Raw genomic sequence first — 24498 nt, forward strand, 5'->3', positions numbered from 1 at the left:
AGCGCGGCGCCGCGTTAAGTACAAAGCAGAATGAATAGATCCACTCGGATACCATTGTTTACCATCGCTTCAATCGTCATTTTTTAATAGTGTCTGCTCGGATTACCTTATCTATTATTTTCAAGGGAATTACATCATGCTAAAGAAACTGCTTGTTCATGCCGCGCTCGCTCTAACCGGGCTGGCCCTGGCGTTCCCCGCGGCCGCGCATTACATCTGGATCGAACAGGACAAGTCGCATCACGCACGGCTTTATTTCGGTGAATACCAGGAACAGGAAAGAGAGATGAGCCCCGGCAGGCTTGATGAGATAAAGGGGCCACGGGCTTGGGTGCTCGATGCGAGCGGGAAGCGGAACGAAATTAAAGTAGTACGAAAGGAGACCCACTTCGATCTTGGCGTGATTTCGGATCGTAGCTCGCCAATCCTCGCCGAGGAGCTTGCCTATGAAGTCAAGGATTGGACCAAGCACGGTATCGGTATCGTGAAACCGATGTTTTACACACGCCTCAGCCCGCTGCTGGAGCGCTCAGCCGCCAAACCGGAACTCGTGCTGGATATACTGCCGGAGAATGGATCACCTAAAGCATTCACCGTTTATTTCCGGAATACACCGCTGGCAAAAGCCAAAGTCATGGTCTACGCACCCAATTTCTGGATGCAGGAACATCCGACTGACGAAAACGGCAAGGTCAACATAACAACGCCCTGGCCTGGCCAGTATGTCCTGGAAGTCATCTACGTGGAAAAGCAGCCAGGAGAATTTCAAGGGAATAAATTTGAAGCATTTCGTCATCGTGCGACACTGACGTTCGATATCCCGGCAGGGCCTTATGAAAATAAGGCAAGTATAGGCAGATGACGTGACATGCCTGGCCTTACAACAAGAGAGCGAGTTTGCACGCACGTATATGAGCGCTCTCTGATGACGCGTTTTACAGGTGTGTTCGCCCTCGAGATTCCTGACATCCTTGCGAATAGTTGCTATATTCCGGTCTTTAGCGCAACGGAAACAGCCGACCGGGTTTTCGCTGCTTCCCAGGACAGTTGCATGATTTGCATTCATAAGGAATATTACCGATGGGAATGACAATGAAGTTCGATTCAATCATGGGTCGGGAGCTCATGGGCCTGGAGCGCGTCATTAAAATATTTCTTGCCGCGGCGGTCCTGAGCGTTAGCTATTTGGCCGGTGCTTCGGATGCACAGGCCGGGGAAACATACGATGGGGTGACTCTCACGCCTGTCACGGCGGAAGTGCTTCCGAACGATCCTGGTCAGACACTGACAGCAGTCATCGTCAACTTAGCGCCTGACGCCAGAAGCGCCAGCCATCGCCATGCAGGCATCGTTTTTGTCTATGTGCTTGAAGGAATCGTTCGTTCACAGCTCGACAGTGGCGAGTTGATAGAGTATCGCGCCGGCCAAAGCTGGAGCGAACCGCACGGGACCGTGCATTCATTCATGGAGAATCCCAGCAGGACGCTACCCGCGCGCCTACTCGCCACGATCATCGCTCCGACGGGCGCACAACTGACCACCTACGACAAATAGCCCAGTCGCAATTGCCAGTGTCGATCCGCTTGTGCGGGCTATCCGGCATTGTCCGGCGTACCGCGCCGATTCTCCACACCAAACTCCGCCGCGAGATCGCTGAGGATTGACCGGTATACAAGGTTCATGTATTCGACCGCGTCGGTATTTATCGACTTCCAGGATGCGGACCACTCCGCAAACGTCGTGTTATCGGCCGTAACGGGTAGCAGGTGCAGATTTCCTACGTAATCGTGAATCTCTTTCGATGAGACTGGAGATGGCCCCTCATCCATGGAATACATAATGCGTTTTTCGATCGAGTCATAGGCGATCAGGGTATCCAGAAACACGCCGTTCAATAGCCGCCTCGCACCCACGCAATATCCATTACCCTCGCCAACCTTCTCGCACGAACCAACGAGGGATGGCGCCCAGGAAAAGTCGTGGAAGTCGCGTATTCTCGACCATACTTGCTCTATCGGAGCAGGAACGATAATTGAATTGTAGATTTTTGGCATGTTCTTCCTGTTTTTTTGCGCTGGCCGACGCCAGAATTAGCCGCATACCTGAATCTCGCTGTTCCGCAAGTCTACGAGGTGGACACGAACCTGGGTCAGCGATTCGCATTCAAGAAGTGATTTTCCCCCGCTCGATCAAGGTAGCATGGGCAGGATGCTGATCCAGATTACGAACTCCCACGCAAATCGTTTACTAGCAGCCTGTCGGGCTTGAAGAATCGTGACGAAAAAGTGACTGGTGAGGGCAGATTTTGCGGATTTTGAAGGCCAATAGTTATTCTATTGGCCGAAAAAGCGGCGAAATATGAACCGCCCAGACGCTTTTGCAGCCGATTTCCTTTAAGTCCGACAGGCTGCTAGACAGCGGCGGCAAACTTCACAAGCATGGGTGTGTGTCACTTCATTTCCATAGAAAAAAAACCCGTCATTAAGACGGGGCTGTTCGAAGCACGGCTAAACCAGGTTAAACCTTGCCTTGTGACGCACAGTGAAACCAAGTAGGCACAGGCCAGCCAGCATCAAGGCATAAGATGATGGCTCCGGAATAGCAGCCGCCATGGTCGGTTCGGCGAAGACGAAATCATCGGTGACGGCAAGATCAGTACCAGCAGCAAGATTTTCCCCACCAAACGACTGGAAGCTGGTACCGTCGAAGTTGAACGGGGTATTGGTTCCGACGGTCAAATTGACGTCAGTCACAACAGGACTATCGAACAGCACGCCGAGGAACTGGGGCTCGCCGCTTGTACCGGTGGGCACTGCGAATGTGCCAAGGCTGACCTCGTGCCCGCTGGCGTCATGACCGAAGTATTCAATGTTGCTGCTTCCTGCTTTTTCCACATCGATAAAAATTGCACCGAAACCGCGTGTGCCTGCCGCCGTCGCCGTGCCGGGAATGGTGAAGCTTTGACCGATGAAGCGATCGTCGAACTGGTACGGGGTCTCATCCTGCATGACGAAGGTATTGTTGGGGCTAAAAGCAGGAAATTGTCTGGCGGTGCCGGGGTTAACGCTGGCAAAACCGTCACCGCTCACTGCATAGGGGTCTTCGAATAATGCCCCCTGGGCCCGAAAACGGTCGACGGGGATGATGACCGTATGGCCGAGGTCGACCACTTGCGTATTCGGATTCGCGTCGGTGCCATCAAGCCTGACACCATCCCAGCTGATTTCCCGGCGGCCACTCGCTTCGGGTCCAGCATTATTCCTGACCCCACCAATGGCTGCGCGGAAAGCATCGAGGGCAGTGGTGGCGTCAGCGCCCGACCCGCTATAGATAGTGGGTGGTGCGGATAACGCGGACGGAATGTAAAGGCTGGCAGTAGCAGCCATTACTCCGGCAATAATCTTGATTGAGCGCATAATAAATCTCCTTTTCATTCTCTTAAGAAGTCGTTTATAAAAAAATCCACAAAGAAAGCACCGAACTTTTTCAGAGCTTTTTACAGGTATAGCACTCCATACTCTGAAAGCAAGAGACGTTGCCACATGGTTTGGAAAAAACCTTTCTGGATACTGAAAACGCCGAGATTGAAGCTGAATTCGCCGTGAGACATGCCAGTGCTGCAAAACAGACGTGAGGTTATCTGAACGCCGGAAGCGGAACACGATCGCAACTACACACGGAATTACATCGGTGGCGTATCTCAAAGCATCTGGTTTCGCGGCATGTCCCGATCCAATCCAGCGCTGATTCTCCTGCATGGAGGACCGGGCGCTAGCGAATCGGCGCTCTTTCGCCACTATAATTCGGCCCTTGAGCAGCATTTCCTGGTCGTCTATTGGGAACAGCGTGGAACTGGGCGCTCGTTCCACCTCGACATTCCGCCGCCGTCCATGACCATCGCTCAATTCGTACGCGACCTCGACGAGGTGGTGGAAATGGTCAGGCAGCGTTTTGAAAAAGATAAGGTCGTGTTGCTCGGCCATTCGTGGGGCACGGTACTCGGAACGATCTACGCCTCTCTGCACCCGGAAAAAATCTCCGCATATTTTGGTATCGCGCAGATTGCCGATGTGCCGCAGGGCCGCCGCCTATCCTACGCGTTCGCAGTTGCCGAGGCCAGGAAGCGGAAAAACTCCAAAGCAATCTCCGAATTAAGAATCGTCGGCCCGCCCCCGTATGCTTCAGTGGATGACATGTTGACAACCGGCAAGTGGGTCGAGCGGTTCGGCGGCGTGTTCCACGCTGATCTTTCAACAGAAAAACTCATCTGGTCCGCCTTGGGCACCGATGAAGCCAATCTGATCGACCTCGTCAGGTTTGGGCAAGGCAACCGCTTTTCCCTGATACAGCTTGAGGACAAAATTTCCCAGCTCAATCCGAGCGAGCGCTACCTATCCTTTGATATGCCGGTATTCTTTCTGCTGGGACGTTATGATCGGCATGTTCCCGCTATCCTAGCCGAACAATATTTCGCCAGGATCAAGGCGCCCTTCAAGTGTCTCGTGTGGTTCGAATACTCGGCGCACAATCCTCCGTTCGAAGAACCGGCGAAGTTCAACCAGGTATTGATCGAGCAGGTATTGCCCTTATCTGAACCGACTTGCCATCGATAGTATTGATGGGTTGCGCTGCACTCCGCCCACTCTACCCAAGTTACATACGCGTCAAGCGGGGAATGGTGCATAGGCATATATTGCAATAATGATCCATTAGGCTACATTACGTTATTGCGCTTTCAAACCAGCGCCGGTGTAGATTCAATATACGTGTCAACACAGGCAATCGGCCGAATCCAGTTGCACGGGTCAACAGGTACTTTTTCAATAAAGGAAAAATCATGCCCTATCATGATCAGAGCAAACGCGACAAATCCGAAGGTGCCCCGTCCGTAGGCAAGGCCGAAAGTCTTATGGCTACTCCTGTTTTGCGCCAGGGCGCCGCTTCGTCCGCTCGCAGCAGTGCTGGCCAAGGCGCCATCCAGACCCAATGTCAGAGCGAGCACGACCGCGAAGTCCCGGAAGTGGACCTGCTATCCCCGTTGACCATCCGCAATGTTACTTTCCGCAACCGGATCGCAATGTCACCCATGTGCATGTATTCGGCAAAGGATGGTTTTGCCAATGATTTCCATCTGGTTCATCTTGGCAGCCGGGCGATAGGTGGCATGGGGCTTGTGATGGTGGAGGCTACGGCAGTTACCGCCGAAGGGCGTATTTCGCCGGGTGATATGGGAATCTGGAAAGATGATCATATCGAACCTTTGGCCCGGATCGCAAGGTTCGTTGAGGCACAAGGCGCGGTTTCCGGTATACAGCTCGCTCATGCCGGGCGCAAGGCCAGTTGCGACGCTCCATGGACCGGCGGAAACAGCCTGAAAACGGGTGCCGAAGGTGGCTGGCCGGTTATCGGCCCCAGCTCCCTGCCCTTCGATGCAGGAGACCCGGTTCCGGCAGCCATGTCTGATGCGGATATCGAGCATTGCATCGACGCCTGGGAATCGGCGGCGCGACGTGCGCTCGGGGCGGGCTTCAAAGTGATCGAGCTGCACGCTGCTCACGGTTACCTGATGCATGAATTTCTGTCGCCTATCAGCAACCACCGTACGGATGAATATGGCGGCAGTCTGGAAAACCGCATGCGGCTGTTGCTGCGGGTTGCGGGACGGCTGCGCGAAGTTATCCCTCAGGAGCTGCCTTTCTTCGTACGCATCTCGGCAACCGACTGGGTTGATGGAGGCTGGGATATCGAGCAATCCGTCGTTCTTTGCAGAGAACTCAAGGCGCTGGGAGCGGATCTGATTGATGTCTCCTCCGGTGGAACGACGCCCGATGCGAAGATTCCTGTCGCGAGAGGTTACCAGGTTCCGTTTGCCGGCCGCATCCGCGACGAAGCGGAAATCCGGACCGGCGGCGTGGGCCTGATTACCGACTCGCAATACGCGGATGAAATCATTACCAGCGGCCAAGCGGATCTCGTCTTTATTGGACGGGAATTGCTGCGGGAACCGTACTGGGCCATCAAAGCGCAACACACCATGGGGGTGGAACCTGCCTGGCCGATCCCCTACGGCTATGCTGTCAAGCGGCGAGCGAAATAAGCAGAGCGGATACAAATCAGGAGCCATCAATAAAGTTGGGCTCAATTGGAAGAGATGACCCAATCATCCTGACCCAGGGCAGGCAAAAAGGATTCCCGGCAATAAAACCCGTTAATCATCCGGAGGAAACAGCATGGACGAAAATACAAAACCACGATTGGTCGGCATCAACCATATCGCACTCGAAGTCGGAAATATCGATGAAGCGCTGGCCTTCTATGGCCGCATCTTCAACTTCGAATTGCGCGGCCGCGGCCAGAGGTCGGCTTTCATCGACATGGGTGATCAGTTCATCGCATTAAGCGAAGGTCGAACGCAAGGTGCGGACGATGAAAGGCATTTCGGTCTCGTGGTCGATGATCGATCCCGGGTGCGTGAACTGGCAAAAGCGGCGGGCGCAAAAATTCTGGAAGGCGGCTTTCTGGATTTTCTCGACCCGTGGGGCAATCGCATCCAGGTGGTCGAATACCGCGATCTGCAATTCACGAAGACACCGGCGGTACTGAAGTTCATGGGGCTGAACCTGAATAAAAGCGAAGAGGCAAAAGTGGAACTGCGCAAAAAAGGAATCGAACCGTAAGAGCCGGGCAACCTGCCTTACTGGCTGTGCAATGCGCCAGTAAGGCAGGTGGATAATCTTCATCACGAAAAAGCAGACTTGACGATTGCTGCCGCGTTGGCTAATGTGAAAGGGCGTGTCAGGCAGCATAGGACGGCGCCGTGGCATCGCATGGCTCCAGTATTGAAATCGGAATCGACTCCCGGCAACCTCTAACTCGGGAACCAATTCGCCGGCGGCAACCTTAACTTGTATCTTCCGCCATTTCATCGACATACCGGAATCAGATTTAGCTGAACAAGTAACGAAGTTTTGCATGAATCAATTCTTGAGGTGAAATTAAACGTAGAGAAGCGAACCAAAGGAGGCATCCGATGGCGAGTACAGACGAGGCAAAAAAGGAAACGGCGCTGGCGTATACGAGAAACCTGTTGGCCACACCGTTAGCCGGAATTGCCACATTTCTATATGTCATGTGGCAATTGGTGGTGGAGCAGCAACTTTTCTTGCGCACATTTCTTATCGAGCGAATAGGCAAGCGCGGGGTGGCGAAACTACCCCTGGGATACGGCAATGTGCTGGCGCTGAAGAGCATCATGTTGTGTCAGCACCTTTCCGCTAATCCTGATATGTTGCGGGACGTCCGTCGGCGTACGGAGCAGCGGATACTACGGCGATTGCAGAACCACGGGGTACCGCGTGGGCAAGTCCTGGCGATTTCCGAGTATGGACCTGGGGAGATCGACCCGCACCGATTTTACCGTGAGCACGTCAAGCGATCCATTCCCTGCGTGCTGCGCGGATTTGTGGAAAATGCCTCCGCAGACTGGACACTCGCAAGGCTTGCGGAACGATTTCCAAACACCGTGGTGCAGGCTTTGGACAAGGGTACCAAGAAGATGGTCAATACGTCCCTGCGCCAGATCGCCGAGGATCGCCGCCACAATTTCATCCCGCAACAACTGCTGCTCGACCAAAACCCAACTTTTTACGAATATTTTGGCATCCCACGGTCGCATGGATATTTTCCTGTCATGGGCCGGCCATCGAAACCCGTTCTGAGTTTTCTGATTCTCGGCCTGGGAGCGGGGTTGAATGCCAACTACCACTGCGAGGAAGGTCCGAATTGGTATATGGCCGTATCGGGGTCCAAACATTGGACATTGATCGAGTCGGAATACTCCTGGCTGTTGTACCCGGCAGCGCGTGGGAACGGCATGCGACGGTTTGCGGAATTCAGCGCCGATGAGCATGGCGAACCGAGTGATCGTGATGCCTATGCGCTGACGGAATATGCGCCGCGCTATGAATTCGACCTGCACCCGGGCGATGTTTTGTTTTTTCCGCCATGGATGTGGCACAAGACAATCAATCTGGATGAAGAGGGTCTGGGCATTACCTGCCGATATACCGCGCCAACGGAGATCTCCAACCGGTATTTCCGCGGCCTGCAATTGCTTTCGGGGGGTTTCTGGAAAAGCTGCATTGAAGTCATCAGCTGCAGCATACGCGGCAATATCGCCGATCTGGCCGCCGACACAGCCCATAATGAGCAGGAATCCACGTTATACTGAAAAACCCGCCTCCAGATATGAATAGGGCGGCTTTGGTTACAGCTCCTGGTGAATCGAAATTATTTCCGAGTCGTTCTGTCGCGAAGAATATTTCCGCAAGCTGAAGGTGTTCGGACAGGTTGTCGTATCGGGTAAAGAGCACTCGCGCGACGGTCTTACAGATTCCGGCATATACCGATGGAAGCGAACTTTTGGGTTTTTCGTTTGCGCTTGTGCGTCCGTTCACCGTATCGAATCGGGTGGCCCGTCTTCCACAAGGCTACCGTCAGATTAATCGAATCTCTACAACAAATTAATCAGGCCCGATCCGATCGATTATGCTGACAATCCGTAGTTATGCGTCGTGGGGAAACTGGACGCTGAGGCACCCTTTTACGGTACTGTCAATAGTGATTGTGCTCGGTATTCTGGCCGGCTACTACACCGTCGACCAGATACGCATCGATACCGATACCAGCAAGCTGATCGCGCCCGACGCGCCTTTTCAGCAATACCGCCGCCTTCATGAGCAGGCTTTTTCCCAGGACTTGAGCACACTGTTGCTGGTAGTCGAGTCGGATACGCCTGAACTGACCAAATCCGCCAGTAGAAAACTGCTGGGCCTACTCCGCAACAATACGGATCGCTTCAATTCCGCTTACATTCCCGATGACAGCGAATTTTTCCGCCAGAACGGCCTGCTTTACCTGGACACTGACGAGTTGCAGGCGCTGTCCAACAACCTGTCGATCGCCCAGCCGTTTATCGGCAGAATTGCCCAGAAACCCGATCTGACTGGTTTTTTTTCTATTTTTGAGGATGCCCTGAAGGCCACAGATAAGGAGGCAATAGACAAGACCCAGGTTGTACCTATCGATTTAGCCTCGCTGGCCGACAAGATCGCATCTGTTTTGCATAAAACGATCAATGGGGAAAAAGCTTTACTCTCCTGGGAATCATTGATCGCCGAGAAGAGAAGACATTCCAACAAGACGTTCATTATTGTCTCGCCCAAGCTCGATCACTCGCATATCCGTCCCGCCGAAAGTGCGATCGAGGCTATCCGCAAAGCCGCTGCGGATATTCAGGATCCCGGTCTGCCGGCTGTCAAGGTTTTGGTGACGGGCGAAGTCGGCCTTGAAGATGATGAGCTTGCAGGCATCAGCACCGGCACCTTTACCGCCAGCGTTTTCTCCGTTGTCGTGGTGTTATTTATTTTACTGGTTGCTTACCGATCTATCTTGCTTACGGTAGCCACGTTGCTGACGCTGACCTTGGGCATGGTTTTCTGCGGCGCATTCGCAACCATCGCCGTCACAGAATTAAACCTGATTTCAATCGCCTTTGCAGTATCCAATATCGGCTTGGGCGTGGAATATGCGATTCATTTCTGCTTACGCTATCGGGATAATTTGAACGATCATGCCGATAAAGAGCGGGCGCTACACGATACCATCATGACTGTGGGGCCGTCGCTGCTGCTGGCCGCCGGCACGACATCCATCGGGCTATATGCTTTTATGCCGACTGATTACAAAGGCGTCGCCGAGCTTGGCTTGCTGGCAGGAACCAGTCTGTTTATTTGCCTGCTGATCACGTTGGTTACCTTACCTGCGCTGTTAAAAATCCTGCCGATACCGAGGAAGTTCAGGTCGAAGGAAAATGGGCCTCAGATCTCAAACCTGTCAAGGAACCTGGCGGCCATACCGATCCGTTATGCCAAATCGATCTCCGTTGCCACCTTCATCGTGGCCCTGATTTCCATCGTGTTGGCGCTTAATGTGAAAACCGATTTTAATCCAATCGACCTTCGCGACCCCAATACCGAATCGGTTATCGCGTTCAAACAATTAATGGAAGACGAGGAAACCACGCCACTGACCTTGGATGTCCTGGTCAAAGATGGAAATAGCACCAGAATGCTGCAACAAAGGCTGTCGACATTGGCTTCGGTTGGTAAAACTATCAGTCTTTTTGACCTTCAGCCCACGGACCAGGATGAAAAACTGACCTTGATTGAAGACCTGGGGCTGATACTTGGCCCGCAAGTGCAGCATTTCCCACCGCTAAAAACCGATGTCGACCCAGCGCCCGGCATCATCCATCTGATAGCAACCATTGACAACGTGCTGCCTCAAAAAACCAATGTTCAGGATCGCGCGTCGCTGGCACGCCTTAAAAAGGAATTACAGGAAATTTTGATCCAGCTTGATGAACAGCAACAATCCAGCCGGACTATTTTCATTGAAAAAATCCAGACTGCGCTACTCGGCACCCTACCGCAGGTCATGAAAGAACTATCAGCCAGCCTGGAACCCGGAAAAATCAGCCTGAACGATCTGCCTCCCGACATCCGGGATCGATGGCTCAGCAGGGACGGTTTGTACCGTATCCAGATTTTTCCAAAAAAAGACCTGAATGATCTGGCCAATCTGAAAGAATTTATTACCGAAGTGCAATCGGTCGCACCGGAAACAACCGGCCTGCCCATTATATATTGGGAATCCATGAAGGTAGTGGTCGACGCCTTCCAGGAGGCTATCGTGATTGCCCTGATTGCCATCACGCTGGTTTTACTCGCTATCCGGCGCAGTGTCATCGATACAATCCTGATCATGGCGACGCTCATACTGGCCGGGCTCTTTACCTTGGCAAGCGCGGTTCTCACCAACACTGCCATCAACTTTGCCAACATCATCGCCCTGCCGCTGTTATTGGGGCTGGGGGTTGATAACGGCATTCACATGCTCGTCAGGCTACGCCATTCCCTTTTTGATTCTGAAGATCAGAATATCTATCAGTCCAGCACCGCCAGAGCCATATTTTATGGGGCTCTGACTACTTCCTCCAGCTTTGGAGGATTGGCTTTCTCGCCGCATGCCGGTATCTCCAGCATGGGCTTGATCATTACCATAGGCATATTCTGGATCATGGTCTGCACATTTATTATCCTTCCTGCGCTTAGTAAGCTGATATTAAGGAAGGTAACCAGCGACGATGTACTGGATAAAACAGTCGCACCCTAGCCCTGCTCCCCTGGAAGGCCGCCGCCAGCAGGCTTACCCACAGACTCAGCCTCTTCACATGATCCTGAATCCGATAGTTGACCGCTCATTTGCCACCTCATTTGTCAACTAAGCGCTATCACTGAAAAGATGATAGTGGGTTACCGCACAGAACAGAAACGCCAGCAGTGCCACGCTTCATATCAGGATGTGTCAAAAAATATAATGAAAAACGATTCGAAATCCGCAACCGCCTGGGGTGAAGGAAAAGAAGAAGTGAGGACATCGGCATCGGCGGGCGACTAGCGTCGCGATGTCATTGCAGGCAGGCCAAGCCATAAGAACGTAAAGCCCATGGTTGCACTATCTTCCGTGGGTGCCGGATGCGAAGAAATGTCGCCTCACTCCATACAACGTCTGCTCAGAATTTTATCGAGATGGAGGAATCCATGATTTGTCGCCTGATTATATTTGCTGTTTTATTCACGGTACGCACAGTAGCGGCTACGGAAATTAATGGCTGCACCATCACGTCAGCTACGCTTTGTACGGAAATGGATCTTAGCGGCACGAATCTGCGTAATGCCGATCTCGCTCGAGCAGCGCTTCGCCAGTCCGATTTTACCGGCGCCGACATGCGGAGCGCGAATTTGTTCAACGCCGACATGGTGCTGGTCAATCTCAACAGTGCAAATCTCGGTGGAGCCATGCTGAATGAGGCGAATATGAGAAACGCTACCCTGATAGACACCCGGCTCACTGGAGCGCGATTGAATGGCGCCAGTCTTAAAAGTGCCGATTTGACGGGAGCGGACTTTACCAGCGCAGAGCTTAAAGGCGCCAATTTGAATGGCGCAAATCTCACCAGGGCAAAATTTGGCAATGCCGAACTTCAACGGGCGGATTTATCAGGTTCCGTGATGAACGGAGCAGATTTCCGCGGCGCCAACATGGCCGGGGTAAACCTGAACAATGCAACGTTGCAGGGCGCCGATCTCAGGGGAGCCACTCTCAACGATGTCGACTTTTCCAATGCGGACACGAGTGGCTGTAACGGATGCCCGCGTGTGAAGAAAACCAGCCAATGACATACCGGCGTCATGAGTGAAACAGGGTGAGCAATCATTACATCCTTCTCTAAGTAGAAAGTCATGAATAACCTGATCAAAAATCCTCGCAATCTCGCGGTGGCAGCTTGACTCGGTAGTGCATACAACCGGGTAGCCAAAACTGAGCGCGATCACCCTGCCAGCAGCTCGCGCGTTTGTGTATTATTCCGACATCTTCAGATGGTATCAACCCTATCTCTTCAGCTTCGCAAACGCTGCAGCCATCGCTGTATTTGCTAGGGGTTCCCGCTTCTGTTCGTTTTTCTGCCCATTTTTGTGCGTATCTTTCTGCTGAGCCCGGGCTGAATTGTCTTTCGGGTTGCCTCTTTGTTCCCGCATGCCGTCGCGGCTGGCTGGTTGTGCCGCGTTATCCGTCAGGCGCATCGTCAGCGCAATCCGCTTGCGCTTTTCATCGATCTCCACCACCTTGACCTTGACAACCTGCCCTACCTTGACCACGGTATGCGGGTCTTTCACGAACTTGTCGGCAAGTGCGGAAATATGCACCAGCCCATCCTGATGCACGCCAACGTCGACGAACGCTCCGAACGCAGCGACATTGGTCACCACACCCTCCAGGATCATATCCGGGCGCAGGTCCTTCATTTCGTTCACGCCCTCTTTGAATGTCGCGGTAGTAAACTCCGGACGGGGGTCGCGGCCCGGCTTTTCGAGCTCACCCAGAATATCGCTGATCGTGGGTATGCCGTATTTCTCGTCGGTATACTTCGCCGGATTCAATGATTTCAGCAGGTCGCCATTACCGATGAGCGACTTGATATCCTGCTTGAGGTCGGCAATGATCTTTTCCACGAGCGGATATGCCTCGGGATGCACGGCGGAGGCATCCAGCGGATTGTCGCCGTTCATGATGCGGAGAAAACCTGCCGCCTGTTCAAAGGTTTTGTCACCCAGGCGCGGTACGTTGCGCAAAGCCCCGCGCGTGGTGAACACGCCTTTCATGTCGCGATACGCGACAATGCTTTGCGCCACGGTACTGTTAAGCCCGGAGACGCGTTCCAGAAGAAGCGATGAGGCCGTGTTGACATCCACGCCAACCGCGTTGACGCAGTCTTCGACCACTGCATCGAGCGAGCGCGCCAGTTGGGTTTGTGCGACATCGTGCTGATATTGGCCGACGCCGATGGATTTGGGATCGACCTTCACCAGTTCGGCCAACGGGTCCTGCAAACGGCGTGCAATGGAAACCGCACCGCGCAGCGATACATCCATGTCGGGCAATTCGCGCGAGGCGAATTCCGAAGCGGAATAGACCGACGCACCTGCTTCCGATACGACGATGGAGGTGAGCTTGAGTTCCGGTCGCAGCTTGATCAGGTCTTTTGCCAGCTTATCGGTTTCACGCGATGCCGTCCCATTGCCAATGGAAATCAGCGATACCTGATATTTTTCAGCCAGCTTTTCCAGAACATGAAGCGAGCCTTCCCAATCGTTCCGGGGCTGGTGCGGATAAATAACGGCGGTATCCATGACCTTACCGGTCGCATCCACTACCGCAACTTTTACTCCGGTACGTACGCCGGGGTCAAGGCCCATCGTGACACGCGGCCCGGCAGGGGCGGCCAGTAGCAGTGCTTTCAGATTACGCGCAAAGACATCGATCGCCTCGGCTTCAGCGCGCTTGCGCAGCGCGCCCATCAGTTCGGTTTCAAGATGGAGGAAACTTTTTACCCGCCAGGTCCAGCGTACCGTATCGCTCAGCCATGCGTCAGCCGCGCGATTCTGGTTCCTGATACCAAACTGCATGGCAATGCGGGCTTCACAGGGATTATGCGGCGCATCCCATTTCGGCCTTTCCGCTTCGGAATCCAGCCGCAAGGCAACGTGCAGGATTTCTTCGCGGCGACCCCGGAACATAGCCAGAGCACGATGCGAAGGGACGGTGTTGATCGCTTCGGAATAGTCGAAATAATCGGCGTACTTGGCGCCCGCCTCCTCCTTTCCCTTGACGATTCGGGACTCGACCATGCCATGCGCCAGCAGATATTCCCGCAGCCACTGGAGCAGCACCGCGTCTTCGGCAAACCGCTCCATGAGGATTTGCCGCGCGCCCTCGAGTGCTGCCTTGGTATCTTCCACACCGGGATTGTCGCCTTGCTCCGTAGCGAAAGCGGGCTTCAGGTATTTTCCGGCCTCTTCCTCGGGTTGCAGCGTCGGGTTGGCCAGCAATGCATCCGCCAGCGGTTCAAGCCCGGCCTCCAGCGCGATTTGCGCCTTGGTGCGGCGCTTCTTCCGGAAAGGCAGGTAAAGATCTTCCAGCCGCGTCTTGTCTTCCGCCTGCATGATTGAAGCCAGCAAGGTGGGCGTCATCTTGCCCTGCTCTTCAATGGACGTGACGATAGCAGTGCGCCTGTCTTCCAGCTCGCGGAGGTAACCCAGCCGCTCTTCCAGTAACCGCAACTGGGTATCGGTCAGCCCGCCCGTGGCTTCCTTGCGATACCGTGAAATAAAGGGAACGGTCGCGCCTTCGTCCAGAAGGGTGATAGCAGCGGCAATCTGCGGTGGCTTGGCGACGAGTTCTAGGGACAGGCGTTGTTCGATGGATGGCAGCATAGCGGCGAAGGATACCACGCCTGTGCCGGATGGAACTACCTGGCTGTCGATTCCCATGCGTCGGTATTATTGTCAGATTCTGTAGTCGTAAGGAAAACAGGGTGGCCGGATTATGCTTGATAACAAAACTGAGAATGGCTCAAGGATATATTGTCGCGATCCCGCTCACATGGGCATCACTTCTGTAGGATAGGTGGAGCAAAGCGCAACCCATCATTTGTTTGTTTGGTGTGTGCATGCTGATGGGTTGCGCCTTGCTCCACCTATCCTACTAAACTGTCGCCGTAGGGAAATAGGCAGTCACAAAGAAATGTCAGGCATAGCCTGACCTACAAACCCGGAGATTTTTCCGGTAATCAACGTTCGGTGTGGCTGGCTCTTATCCAATGATCCTATGGGCGGTTGTCACATTTCCAGCCGCTTCGCTTTCCAATAGGCGGATTTCCAATAGGCGCTGTTCAAATTTGAAATGGCGACGCCTTGCCTGGTCGATGCATGCAGGAATCTGCCGCGTTCCAGATAGACCCCCACGTGCCTGAGCGATTTGCCCGTTTTGAAAAAGACCAGATCGCCCGTACGCAACTCGTCTTTGTCGATATGCACTCCCAGCTCTATCAGCGAATCGGTTGATCTTGGCAGTACAATGCCCAGCTTCGATTTGAACGTTAAATGAACGAACCCCGAGCAGTCTATGCTGTCCCTGCTCAAGCCGCCGATCTGGTGCGGCGTGCCCTTCCATTCCTCATACTGGGCGTAGAGAATCGCTTTCAGCGATTTCGAATCGCTCAGGTTGATGTCCCTGGCTGCGCTCGTATCCATCTGCGGGTATGCCGCCCTTGCCATGCCTCTTTCGGGCACGTGAGTGCAACCCATGAGGGTCATGATTACGAACCAACCGACGAACCAAAGTTTATTTTTCACAAGCGATCTCTCATCTGGAATAAGCTGTCCTTATCCAGCAAACGGAGGGGTAACGGTATTCAATCCGACGTATTTGGGTGCGTTTCGCCAGGAAGTTTACTGCCTGCAACCTTCCGTCGCAATAAATCAGCAGAATCATTATGAGACTGATTTCGCCTTTCAAGCGCATCAGACGAATTCTAATCCAGCATGGCTAGCTCAGCAATAAGAGATGTTCCGAAGGCTGCCAGAGACCAATGGATGGTAGCCAGCCCACAGAATATTCAATTTTCGTAGGATGGGTGGAGCAAAGCGCAACCCATCAAGGCAAAAACGATGGGTTACGGCTTTGCCTCCACCCATCCTACTATTTCTGCTATTTTGTGAAACCCCATCCGGATCGGATTAGCGCAGCGTTATCCGACCATAAAACTGAAGCCGCGACAGACTTGTCGCAAGGAACAAGCCTGATCGCCGCAACGCTACACCTTCTGAAAATCGTATATCGGCCCAAGCGACAAGATATGTGTAAGCTCATCAAGCGCAGTGCGGCTCTCGCGCAACAGCGCGGGATCTCCCAGGTCACCCGGGGAAATGCGCTCGCGATAATGCTTCTCGATCCACGCCTTCAGCTCGCCGTAAAGACTCTGGTCGAGAATGGTGCGGCTATCCCTCGCAACAGCGTCGAATTGCGGTTCGGTAAGGACAACACGTAGCCGCAGGCAAGCCGGGCCGCCGCCGTTTCTCATGCTCTGACGCAAATTCACGTATTCGATACGCGAAATGGGATTAGACGCGTCGCTGGCAATACGCTCAAGAAAAATCCGTGCGGAGTCGGAATTCCGGCATTCGGAAGGCGCCAGAATCATCATTCCTCCACCGGGAAGACTGATCAACTGACTGTTGAACAGGTAAGTGCTTACTGCCTCGGCAAGCGGGAAATCCGATTCGCTGGCTCTTATGAAGTGAACCGGGCAACTGGAAAAATTGAATGCCTCAACCATGGCTTTTTCGGTTTCCCGCCAATCAAGGAATGCGGCTTCGTGATAGAGCAGGACATTGCAATTTGACACCGCGACCACGTCATTGTGAAACGCGCCGGCGTCGATGGCCGCCGGGTTCTGCTGGACAAACAGTTGCCTTTCGGGCTTGATCTTGTGAAGCCTGGATATCGCCTCACACGCGTCCAATGATTGGCGCGCGGGAAACTTCAGTGGTTGTGGCGCATCACGCCTTGTGGATCGGCTGAATACGAAAACCTCCAACCCGGGCTCACCGTGAGCCGAACACAACCGCATATGGTTGGCCGCACCTTCATCTGCGCAATACAGGTTCGGTGGGAGTGGGTCATGATGTTCGAAAAACCGCTCATCGCTGAAGACCCGTTTCAGGACTACCGACGTGGCTGCCGCCTCGATGCTCCGGTGGAATTGAGAGGGCAAATTAGCCGGAGTGATGTGGACCTTGGCGTCTTCCGTGTCCGCGCTCGGGGAAACCGTGGCAGCATTCGCCACCCACATGCTCGACGCCGAGCAGCACGCCCGCAGCAACCCCGGCGCCACCGCTGCGGCCTGGCGGATAACCGAAGCATCATTACCGGAAAAACCCAATTTCCTCAACGGGCCAACCGCCGGGCGATCTTGCGGAGGCAATACGCCTTGCCGTATTCCCAGATCGGCGAGGCGCTTCATTTTCTCCAGCCCTTGAAGCGCCGCTTGCCTTGGGTTGGATTCGGTCAGCGCGTTCTCTGCCGCGGCAATGTTACCTGTAGCCAATCCGCTGTAATTATGCGTTAAGCCCACCAGGCCATCGAAATTGACTTCGTATGTACTCATGCATGCAGACCAGTGGATAAATTATGCGCTATGGGAGATTTATCCCTGCGATGGCTCATGACTATGGGTTTTCACTGGAAAGAGAGTTGCGTTGGCGGCTGCGTTTTCGAGTCGCCGGGCCTTTTTCTCCAATCCGCCAATCACCAGTTTCTGGATGCGCTTATGGGGAAGTGCCTCGCCCGCCGCCCAGCGAGAAACCGTTGACGGCGCAAATTCGAATTCATCTGCGATAGCACGCTGCGAGAACCCCACGATGTCGCCATGCTGAACCAGCCATGAGAATTCCTCGGGGTCGCCCGTCCACTTCGCGCAAATCCGCCGGTACTGCTCTATGGTAACCATGGCCTTATCTCATTTCCATTCAAGCATATCCCTCTCAGCAATATAGTTGAAGAATGCAATTATTTATATTCTGATTCTATTTTAATGTCAAGGAAGTATGTCGATAAAGGCAATTTCTGATAAAAATAAAAAATTAGGCATTTGCCATTTGAAAAAATTTCACCGGATTGGTTCCTGCCTCGCCACCCTACATGGATCAGTTCATGGAGGAACGAAGATGTTATTCAGATGTCCTACGCACCTGAATCCGCACGCTGGGGGATTGCGACGGCGAAATAGCAACAGTAATCATGTGAGACACAGCGGCGCGAGCGGCGCGACTGGAGGGCAATACATTGACGATAATCCATGCGGTTGTCCGCGCGGCGGGCCTTGGTGATGTTGGACACATATTGGCGGAGTATCGCGAAGCAATTAAAAATCTGCCGCCGGAAGAATCGGCTAACCTCCTGTCGCGGCCCTACGACGAATTCAAGGCGGCCGTTGAGAACGGGTTATTTTTTGTTATAGAGAACGCTGTCGGCAATTTCATGGCTGGCGCAGGCGTATTCGATCTTGCAAATCCAACCGAGAAAGAACTGGGAATGTGCTACGTGAAAAAAGAGTGGAGAGGCTTCGGGTTGCAAACGCTTCTTTTACAAGTCAGGGTTTGCGCCGCGACGCTCGGTCAAGTTCCTGAGAAAAACGGGAGTCACAGCACGAACAAAAACTATGCAGCGTTAATTGCTGGCGTCAAACCGGCAAATGCGCACTCGGCCGCAAACACGACGGAACTCGGATTTGAACCGCTCGCCGTACCCTCGGCTGCGCTGTTCGCCGCATGCGCATCCTGCCGAACTCCGCCAGCTTCGAGTTCAGGAAGGAAATGCTGTTGTGATTTCTTCTATCTTTCCGATGACAGGCGAGCTGAAGCCATAGAGAAGAGCTTGCAAATGGAAAACTGGAGCAGGACAAGGAACGGCAATCAACTCATCGTCATATTGAAAATTCGACATTTACAGGATACGAACTTCCGAAATGCGTTGCAGGATATCGTGTATGAGCTACGGCATGAGATAACCGACGAAGGGATGTTGATGGCCGACCATCAACAATAAATACTGTCGGGGCTCGTCGCTTCTATACGATGACCTTGAGGGTTTACACCGTGCGAGCGACGGCCGGAAAAGTGTACTGCGATCGATTAGCAAAGCGCATTGCCCCGTATGGAAGCGGAAGCGCTTCAATCCTTCTGATCACATCGCGTAATCAACGGTGAGCATCTCCAGGAGGTGGCCGCTGGGATCACGGAAATAAACGCCGCGCCCGCCATCATTGTGATTGATGCTCATGTTTTCCGGCTCAAAGGGACCGCTGCCATACTTGATATTTTCGGCTTTGATGCGTCCGAATATCTCGTCGAATTCCTGCTCGCTAACCTTGAATGCATAATGATGAGATTCGAATTTCTCCCTATTGTCAAAATCCAGGGATAACGTGTCGTTCACCTTCACAACAACGAAGTGCGAGAACTCGCCAGCATAGTCGAAACCGAATATTCTCGAATAGAACCTGGCCGACTCGATCTTGTTATGCGAAGGCACAATAGTATGATTAAGCGTGATTGTCATTTGTAAGACCCCCATTCAATAGGCGATACAAAAACCTCACCTTACCCGCATCCGTTACGGGTATCAAGCAAGCCTCAGGGCCTTCTCTCCCGATCCGTCTTGTTGCTGCGCGAAACGGAAAACATCAACCAGATTCCGCCGACCGTCGCGAACAGGTAGCCGAGCAGTCCGAAGAAGGGCAATCCCAACAAGGTGGGACCCCCCGATACAGTCATGACGATGGACGAGCCCACGATAACCGCCGCCACGACGATACCGACCGTGAGCCGGCTAGCGGCGCTGTCCAGCTGGGCGCCCAGATGCTTGAGAGGCAAAACGTCAACCTGGATATCCAGTTTGCCGCGGCGCGCGGTGCGCAGCAGCCGGGAAAGATCTCGAGGCATATCCGCTATCAGGCTAGCTATCTGCGTGGCCGTCCGCATGCCGCGTTTCGCCACTGCTGATGGCGCATAGTGGGCACTTATCGCGTCACGAAGAACGGGCAGCGCTTCGCCGGCAATATCCAGATCCGGATCGAGCTCTCGCCCCATGCCTTCGAGCGTAATGAAGGCCTTGACGAAGAGTGCCAGATCCGGCGGCAGATGAAGCTGATGCCCCCGCAGGATGCCCACCAGATCGGACAGCATGAAGCCAAGCCTGAGCTGTTTCAATGGCACGCCAAGGTATTGATCTACGAACGCCTGAATTTCGGCTGTCAGCGTTTCTTCATTAACCTCCCCGTCCACTGCCCAGTCGAGCAGCACATCGGCGACTTGCGCGGGCTCATGCTGCACCAGACCCAGCAAAAGCTGGATCAATTGGCCCCTTCGATCCTCCGTTAGCCTCCCGGTCATACCGAAGTCGATCAGAGCGATGCGATTGCCCGGCAAATAAAACACGTTGCCTGGATGCGGGTCAGCGTGGAACAACCCATCCAGGACAATCATCTTTACCACTGCAGCAACACCACGCCGGGCAAGAATCTTTCGGTCAAGGCCGGTACGATCGACAGCGGCGAGATCACGGCCGGGTATGCCTTCGATGTAGTCCTGCACGCACACCCGCTCGCCCGTCCATTGCCAATAGACTTTGGGGATAACAATGATGGGAAGCGGGGGATGGAGCCCGGCCAAGGCTTCTGTAGTAGCGTACTCGTCCGGGAGACCGTCATCGCGCGGGTGAGCAGGCCCGGTGTAGTCCACGAAATTGGAGGCGATGCGCTCGGCGCTACGACATTCAGCCGCGAAATCAAGCTCCGCCCGGAGGGATTGGGTGAATTGCCGGACGATCTCCTGCCCGCGAAAATGGCGCAACTCGGAGTTCCCCGTTTCGATCAATTCGGCCAGCCTCGAGAGCCAGCGCAGGTCAGCCTCGATGACCGCCCGGATGCCGGGTCGGCGCACCTTCACTATCACCTCGCTGCCATCTTCCAGGCGGGCACGGTGCACTTGCGCAATCGAGCCCGTTGCCAGAGGCTGTGGATCGAACGCGACAAACACCTCCTCGGGCGCGGCGCCAAGGTCTTCGGTAAGCTGCCGATGGATCTCCGAATAAGGAGAGGCGGGCGAGCTGTCCTGCAACTTGCTGAATTCAGCGATCCACTCGGGATCAAAGAGATCGACACGCGTCGCGAGAATCTGGCCCAGCTTGACGAAAGTGGGTCCCATCTCCTCCAGCGCCCGGCGCACGCGAGCATGGGGTTCGAGCTGAGCCAATTCACCCGCTTCATTCCAGCGCAATACGCGGCCAGTGCGCTCCAGCGCATTGGCAAGCCCCATTCGCCGCACCATATCCCCGAAGCCGTAACGGATGAGTATAGATGCGATCTCGTGCAAACGCCCGAGATCCCGTGCCGCCATTATTGCCTGCCAAAAAAGCATCAGCGATCCTTCCAATACATTTGTTTCATATATTTACCATAGTCTCATAAAGGTTATTTCATTTTGCTCAGTATTGGTAGTCTCAGGACTGGTAGTACCCACAGGATGAGCAGAGCAAAGCGCGGCCTATCATTTCATCCGCTTATTCTATCCCTTGAATTGAATTAGCCGCCAAGCCGAATGGTAAATAATCGTACCTATATTTCTTCTGGTGTTGCCCAGCATCTTGATGGGATGCGCTCCAATCCATCCGCCCTGCATCAGCCATGCCGGCGCATTCATCCATCATATACTGATATGTTGTATTAATATTATTCAGCAAACATTTTCGCGGTACGGCAAAAACACAAATCATTCCTCTTTACTGACCTAGTCTCGCAACAGCCTGGCGACATTATCGTACAGCCAGGCCGTGAGTGCCTGAGCGTTGGCGCCATGATGTATCTCGCGATGACAATTGGGACAGAGCGCAACCGCATTTGACACCGTATCCGCTCCACCCTCCGCCAGTTGCCGAACATAATGCAATTCCAGGTAAGGCAAACCGTCGGCACCATTAAACGGAGCGGGTTGCTCACAGCATTCGCAAACTTCCCCTGCTTGCCGTAAAACCCAGGCCTTGACCGCGGTATCCCGCTGAAATTGCGTGATCGCTATACGTCTGGCCTTCGGGCTGGGATTACCATTCGGCTTGGCAAGAGTTTTTTGCCGGACTCCTTCTCGCACAGCGATCTCGAAGGCAGCGACGGCCACCAATTTTTGACCGTCGAGTTGGGTAAATAATTTTTCGATCTGGTCCGCAACGTCAGCATCGACATTTTTTGCAGGCTTGAGGCCCGTCAACCAGCTGCGCCCCATGAGCGAGAGGATGTATGAAATGTTCTGCATCCGGTGTTCGAATGCCTTTTCACTTCGGCCGAACCTCTGCGCCAGCTTCCTGTAGTACTGTTTCTTTGCGATAGGCTGGCCTGCACGCTCTTTGCGCTGCATCTCGACATAGAATTCAACTGCCGCCTTCAGTTCTTCGTTGCTCCAACCGTCACTCATGCACGTACGTATTGAACATAATATTATCTTTGCTGGTTTACAGGCCGGCGCTTCAGCGCTTCTTGCTGCGCTACCGCAAATGTACACTGACCAGGCAGGTATCGGTAAATTCCCCGGTTTTAAAAATCACGGCCCAGGAGAGCGATGCCGATGCTATGCCAGTGCTCGGGCGTCACTATGCCGGTGCTTGGACGATCAATCGTATCAATCGACCACCGATATCTTACACAACTTGGCACACATGAGAACGCCCCGCGGTCCCTCGATACCCATCACTTGCTTATCCTGTGTCTAATACTGGCCTCGCATTCCGCCACAAATACTTTCCGGGTCGCCATTCATTTACCGATGTGTCTGTGCAAATTACCTCTGCAAAAAGTGCGGCACCGCACAGAACCGGGCAGCTCCATATTCGCAAAATTAGTGTGAATTTCTATCTTATTTTCGATACCCGGATAAAAAAGAATAGGCAGCGGTTTTAGCAGAAAGAGGGAGATTTCTAGCTGATGCTATTATTCTCTAACTTGAATGGAGCTACCATGAAACGTTATCGGATATTTAATTTAACTGTCAGATTCATAGCGGCGCTTGGCTTGACTGTTGGCTTGACTATTGGTTTAGGTGGCGCTGTTCATGCACAGGACGGGGCATCTGGACAGGATGCTTCAGCTCCACCCGGAAAATCCGCTGCCGGAGCGAAAAAATATTTGCCCTGTGGCGGACCCAGCGTAATTCAATGCCCTCAGGGCCTGTCGTGCGTTGATGATCCCGCGGATAAGTGCGACCCCACCAGAGACGGCCTTGAGTGTCCCGGAAAATGTGTGGCCGGTTCCGGGGAAAAGAGCAAATTCAAACAGCCTTGCGGTGGACCCAGCCGGATTAACTGCATCGGCGGCATGGTTTGCGTAGATGACCCCGCCGACAACTGCGATCCCACCAGAGATGGTCTTGACTGCAAGGGGATGTGTGTGACCAAACCCTGACAGCCTGTCGGACTTAAAGGAAATCGGCTGCAAAAGCGTCTGGGCGGTTCATATTTCGCCGCTTTTTCGACCAATAGAATAACTATTGGCCTTCAAAATCCGCAAAATCTGACCTCACCCCAGTCACTTTTTCGCTACGATTCTTCAAGCCCGACAGGCTGCTAGCAAATCCACCCGGTATTGGTTGCGGCATGTTGATGAAGCAGAGGGATGAGATCAACTGGTATGAGTGGTCTCATCCGTCCTCGAAGCGTTTTGTTGATCGCAACGAGAAATTGTTGCGGAAGGCTGGTAGTTCAACCAGCCAGCAAACCAGTAGTACAAAGGGAAAACTTGAATGCACCCACTTTAACCATATACAGGAGCCAAGCAAAATGGCCACAAAATGTATCACCTATGTACGAACTAAAGAAAGCGATATCGAACGTAAACCTGGTGTTGTCGTAAGCTGTTCAGAGGACTCGAAGGATCCATATTACTTTGAAGCCAAGCTTACCGGATTTCCAGAATCAAAAGTCTACTGGGCAAGCGAAATAGGGCCAAGCGTAGGGATAGCGCCAATAAGCGGCTGAGTGCTGGTAAAGTCCCCAGCAATTATCAGGCTGTTCTATTTTATGCGCTCTACAGTGGTAGCTTGCGCCCGAATATCATCGGGACCACTTGAATCCAGCCTGACTCGGCGCGTCACATCGTATCGTATCGCTTGAAAAACAAGCTACGAAGATTAGGATTTTCTTGGCGTCCCCAAGGGGATTCGAACCCCTGTACTCACCGTGAAAGGGTGATGTCCTAGGCCACTAGACGATGGGGACTGAAGGACTTTAAACAAATTGCAGTCAGTTTGCGATATTGCCGGAAACTGGTGGAGGTAAGCGGGATCGAACCGCTGACCTCTTGCATGCCATGCAAGCGCTCTCCCAGCTGAGCTATACCCCCGACAAAATGAACGCGAATTATACTGAGCCGCACAATTCCAGTCAATGTAAAGCGGCAGTATAGTGCAAAGCAGATCAACGATATACTGC

Annotated in this window: 18 protein-coding genes and 2 tRNA genes; 9 read left to right on the forward strand and 11 right to left on the reverse strand. The window is 53.4% G+C overall.

The window, feature by feature from the left end; translation table 11 throughout:
* Positions 1-136: 136 nt before the first annotated feature.
* A complete protein-coding gene (locus BLP78_RS02305; protein ID WP_090456077.1) occupies positions 137-862 on the forward strand; it encodes a DUF4198 domain-containing protein in 726 nt (241 codons plus the stop codon).
* A gap of 230 nt (positions 863-1092) precedes the next feature.
* Positions 1093-1554, forward strand: coding sequence for a cupin domain-containing protein (locus BLP78_RS02310; RefSeq protein WP_176752756.1), 462 nt, complete (start codon positions 1093-1095; stop codon positions 1552-1554).
* Between the two features lie 38 nt (positions 1555-1592).
* On the opposite strand, the gene BLP78_RS02315 is transcribed toward BLP78_RS02310, so the two are convergent.
* Both BLP78_RS02315 and BLP78_RS02320 read right to left on the reverse strand, forming a co-directional pair.
* Positions 1593-2054 (reverse strand): SRPBCC family protein, encoded by a 462-nt coding sequence (locus BLP78_RS02315; protein ID WP_090456081.1) that lies wholly within the window; start codon positions 2052-2054, stop codon positions 1593-1595.
* Between the two features lie 453 nt (positions 2055-2507).
* Entirely contained in the window at positions 2508-3416 is a 909-nt protein-coding gene (locus BLP78_RS02320) for a PEP-CTERM sorting domain-containing protein (protein ID WP_090456083.1), read from the reverse strand.
* Between the two features lie 306 nt (positions 3417-3722).
* Between BLP78_RS02320 and BLP78_RS02325 the strand changes: the two genes are divergently transcribed.
* The 6 genes from BLP78_RS02325 to BLP78_RS02350 all read left to right on the forward strand — a co-directional run bounded on the left by BLP78_RS02325 (position 3723) and on the right by BLP78_RS02350 (position 12302).
* On the forward strand, positions 3723-4613 hold the full coding sequence (locus tag BLP78_RS02325; RefSeq protein ID WP_090456085.1) for an alpha/beta fold hydrolase: 891 nt from the start codon (positions 3723-3725) through the stop codon (positions 4611-4613).
* A gap of 224 nt (positions 4614-4837) precedes the next feature.
* Positions 4838-6097 (forward strand): NADH:flavin oxidoreductase/NADH oxidase, encoded by a 1260-nt coding sequence (locus tag BLP78_RS02330; RefSeq protein WP_256329969.1) that lies wholly within the window; start codon positions 4838-4840, stop codon positions 6095-6097.
* Between the two features lie 133 nt (positions 6098-6230).
* Positions 6231-6677, forward strand: coding sequence for a VOC family protein (locus BLP78_RS02335; RefSeq protein ID WP_090456088.1), 447 nt, complete (start codon positions 6231-6233; stop codon positions 6675-6677).
* 353 nt (positions 6678-7030) lie between these two features.
* Positions 7031-8230 (forward strand): cupin-like domain-containing protein, encoded by a 1200-nt coding sequence (locus BLP78_RS02340; RefSeq protein WP_090456092.1) that lies wholly within the window; start codon positions 7031-7033, stop codon positions 8228-8230.
* A 317-nt stretch (positions 8231-8547) separates the two neighbouring features.
* Complete coding sequence (locus BLP78_RS02345) at positions 8548-11235, forward strand: MMPL family transporter (protein WP_090456094.1); 2688 nt, start codon at positions 8548-8550, stop codon at positions 11233-11235.
* Positions 11236-11663: 428 nt separating this feature from the next.
* Positions 11664-12302: a pentapeptide repeat-containing protein gene (locus BLP78_RS02350; RefSeq protein WP_176752757.1), complete on the forward strand. Its 639-nt coding sequence runs from the start codon at positions 11664-11666 to the stop codon at positions 12300-12302.
* A 213-nt stretch (positions 12303-12515) separates the two neighbouring features.
* Here BLP78_RS02350 and BLP78_RS02355 read toward each other — a convergent pair whose 3' ends face one another.
* The 4 genes from BLP78_RS02355 to BLP78_RS02370 form a co-directional block, all read right to left on the reverse strand.
* The gene (locus BLP78_RS02355; protein ID WP_090456480.1) at positions 12516-14897 is read right to left on the reverse strand and encodes a Tex family protein; all 2382 of its coding nucleotides are present in this window, start codon (positions 14895-14897) and stop codon (positions 12516-12518) included.
* A gap of 405 nt (positions 14898-15302) precedes the next feature.
* Positions 15303-15818, reverse strand: a complete 516-nt coding sequence (locus BLP78_RS02360) for an NlpC/P60 family protein (RefSeq protein ID WP_256329970.1) — start codon at positions 15816-15818, stop codon at positions 15303-15305.
* A gap of 461 nt (positions 15819-16279) precedes the next feature.
* A complete protein-coding gene (gene astB / locus BLP78_RS02365) occupies positions 16280-17632 on the reverse strand; it encodes an N-succinylarginine dihydrolase (protein ID WP_090456098.1) in 1353 nt (450 codons plus the stop codon).
* Between the two features lie 39 nt (positions 17633-17671).
* Positions 17672-17974: a hypothetical protein gene (locus tag BLP78_RS02370; protein ID WP_090456101.1), complete on the reverse strand. Its 303-nt coding sequence runs from the start codon at positions 17972-17974 to the stop codon at positions 17672-17674.
* 335 nt (positions 17975-18309) lie between these two features.
* On the opposite strand from BLP78_RS02370, the gene BLP78_RS02375 reads away from it, so the two are divergent.
* Positions 18310-19071, forward strand: coding sequence for a hypothetical protein (locus tag BLP78_RS02375; RefSeq protein WP_090456103.1), 762 nt, complete (start codon positions 18310-18312; stop codon positions 19069-19071).
* Between the two features lie 138 nt (positions 19072-19209).
* On the opposite strand, the gene BLP78_RS02380 is transcribed toward BLP78_RS02375, so the two are convergent.
* The 5 genes from BLP78_RS02380 to BLP78_RS02410 all read right to left on the reverse strand — a co-directional run bounded on the left by BLP78_RS02380 (position 19210) and on the right by BLP78_RS02410 (position 24409).
* On the reverse strand, positions 19210-19584 hold the full coding sequence (locus BLP78_RS02380) for a VOC family protein (protein ID WP_090456106.1): 375 nt from the start codon (positions 19582-19584) through the stop codon (positions 19210-19212).
* A 74-nt stretch (positions 19585-19658) separates the two neighbouring features.
* On the reverse strand, positions 19659-21443 hold the full coding sequence (locus BLP78_RS02385) for an ABC1 kinase family protein (protein WP_090456108.1): 1785 nt from the start codon (positions 21441-21443) through the stop codon (positions 19659-19661).
* Between the two features lie 369 nt (positions 21444-21812).
* The gene (locus BLP78_RS02390) at positions 21813-22490 is read right to left on the reverse strand and encodes an HNH endonuclease (protein ID WP_090456111.1); all 678 of its coding nucleotides are present in this window, start codon (positions 22488-22490) and stop codon (positions 21813-21815) included.
* 1719 nt (positions 22491-24209) lie between these two features.
* A tRNA-Glu gene (locus BLP78_RS02405) sits at positions 24210-24285 on the reverse strand.
* A 48-nt stretch (positions 24286-24333) separates the two neighbouring features.
* Positions 24334-24409 (reverse strand) — tRNA-Ala (locus BLP78_RS02410).
* Positions 24410-24498 lie beyond the last annotated feature (89 nt).

It is taken from the genome of Nitrosospira sp. Nsp1 (assembly GCF_900100985.1).
GTDB lineage: Bacteria > Pseudomonadota > Gammaproteobacteria > Burkholderiales > Nitrosomonadaceae > Nitrosospira.

What these genes read in the sequence shown, in the direction of transcription:
- BLP78_RS02305 (WP_090456077.1), top strand. Translation starts at nt 137, where the DNA reads ATGCTAAAGAAACTGCTTGTTCATGCCGCGCTCGCTCTAACCGGGCTG.
- BLP78_RS02310 (WP_176752756.1), top strand. Translation starts at nt 1,093, where the DNA reads ATGAAGTTCGATTCAATCATGGGTCGGGAGCTCATGGGCCTGGAGCGC.
- BLP78_RS02315 (WP_090456081.1), bottom strand. Translation starts at nt 2,054, where the DNA reads ATGCCAAAAATCTACAATTCAATTATCGTTCCTGCTCCGATAGAGCAA.
- BLP78_RS02320 (WP_090456083.1), bottom strand. Translation starts at nt 3,416, where the DNA reads ATGCGCTCAATCAAGATTATTGCCGGAGTAATGGCTGCTACTGCCAGC.
- BLP78_RS02325 (WP_090456085.1), top strand. Translation starts at nt 3,723, where the DNA reads ATGTCCCGATCCAATCCAGCGCTGATTCTCCTGCATGGAGGACCGGGC.
- BLP78_RS02330 (WP_256329969.1), top strand. Translation starts at nt 4,838, where the DNA reads ATGCCCTATCATGATCAGAGCAAACGCGACAAATCCGAAGGTGCCCCG.
- BLP78_RS02335 (WP_090456088.1), top strand. Translation starts at nt 6,231, where the DNA reads ATGGACGAAAATACAAAACCACGATTGGTCGGCATCAACCATATCGCA.
- BLP78_RS02340 (WP_090456092.1), top strand. Translation starts at nt 7,031, where the DNA reads ATGGCGAGTACAGACGAGGCAAAAAAGGAAACGGCGCTGGCGTATACG.
- BLP78_RS02345 (WP_090456094.1), top strand. Translation starts at nt 8,548, where the DNA reads ATGCTGACAATCCGTAGTTATGCGTCGTGGGGAAACTGGACGCTGAGG.
- BLP78_RS02350 (WP_176752757.1), top strand. Translation starts at nt 11,664, where the DNA reads ATGATTTGTCGCCTGATTATATTTGCTGTTTTATTCACGGTACGCACA.
- BLP78_RS02355 (WP_090456480.1), bottom strand. Translation starts at nt 14,897, where the DNA reads ATGCTGCCATCCATCGAACAACGCCTGTCCCTAGAACTCGTCGCCAAG.
- astB (WP_090456098.1), bottom strand. Translation starts at nt 17,632, where the DNA reads ATGAGTACATACGAAGTCAATTTCGATGGCCTGGTGGGCTTAACGCAT.
- BLP78_RS02370 (WP_090456101.1), bottom strand. Translation starts at nt 17,974, where the DNA reads ATGGTTACCATAGAGCAGTACCGGCGGATTTGCGCGAAGTGGACGGGC.
- BLP78_RS02380 (WP_090456106.1), bottom strand. Translation starts at nt 19,584, where the DNA reads ATGACAATCACGCTTAATCATACTATTGTGCCTTCGCATAACAAGATC.
- BLP78_RS02385 (WP_090456108.1), bottom strand. Translation starts at nt 21,443, where the DNA reads ATGCTTTTTTGGCAGGCAATAATGGCGGCACGGGATCTCGGGCGTTTG.
- BLP78_RS02390 (WP_090456111.1), bottom strand. Translation starts at nt 22,490, where the DNA reads ATGAGTGACGGTTGGAGCAACGAAGAACTGAAGGCGGCAGTTGAATTC.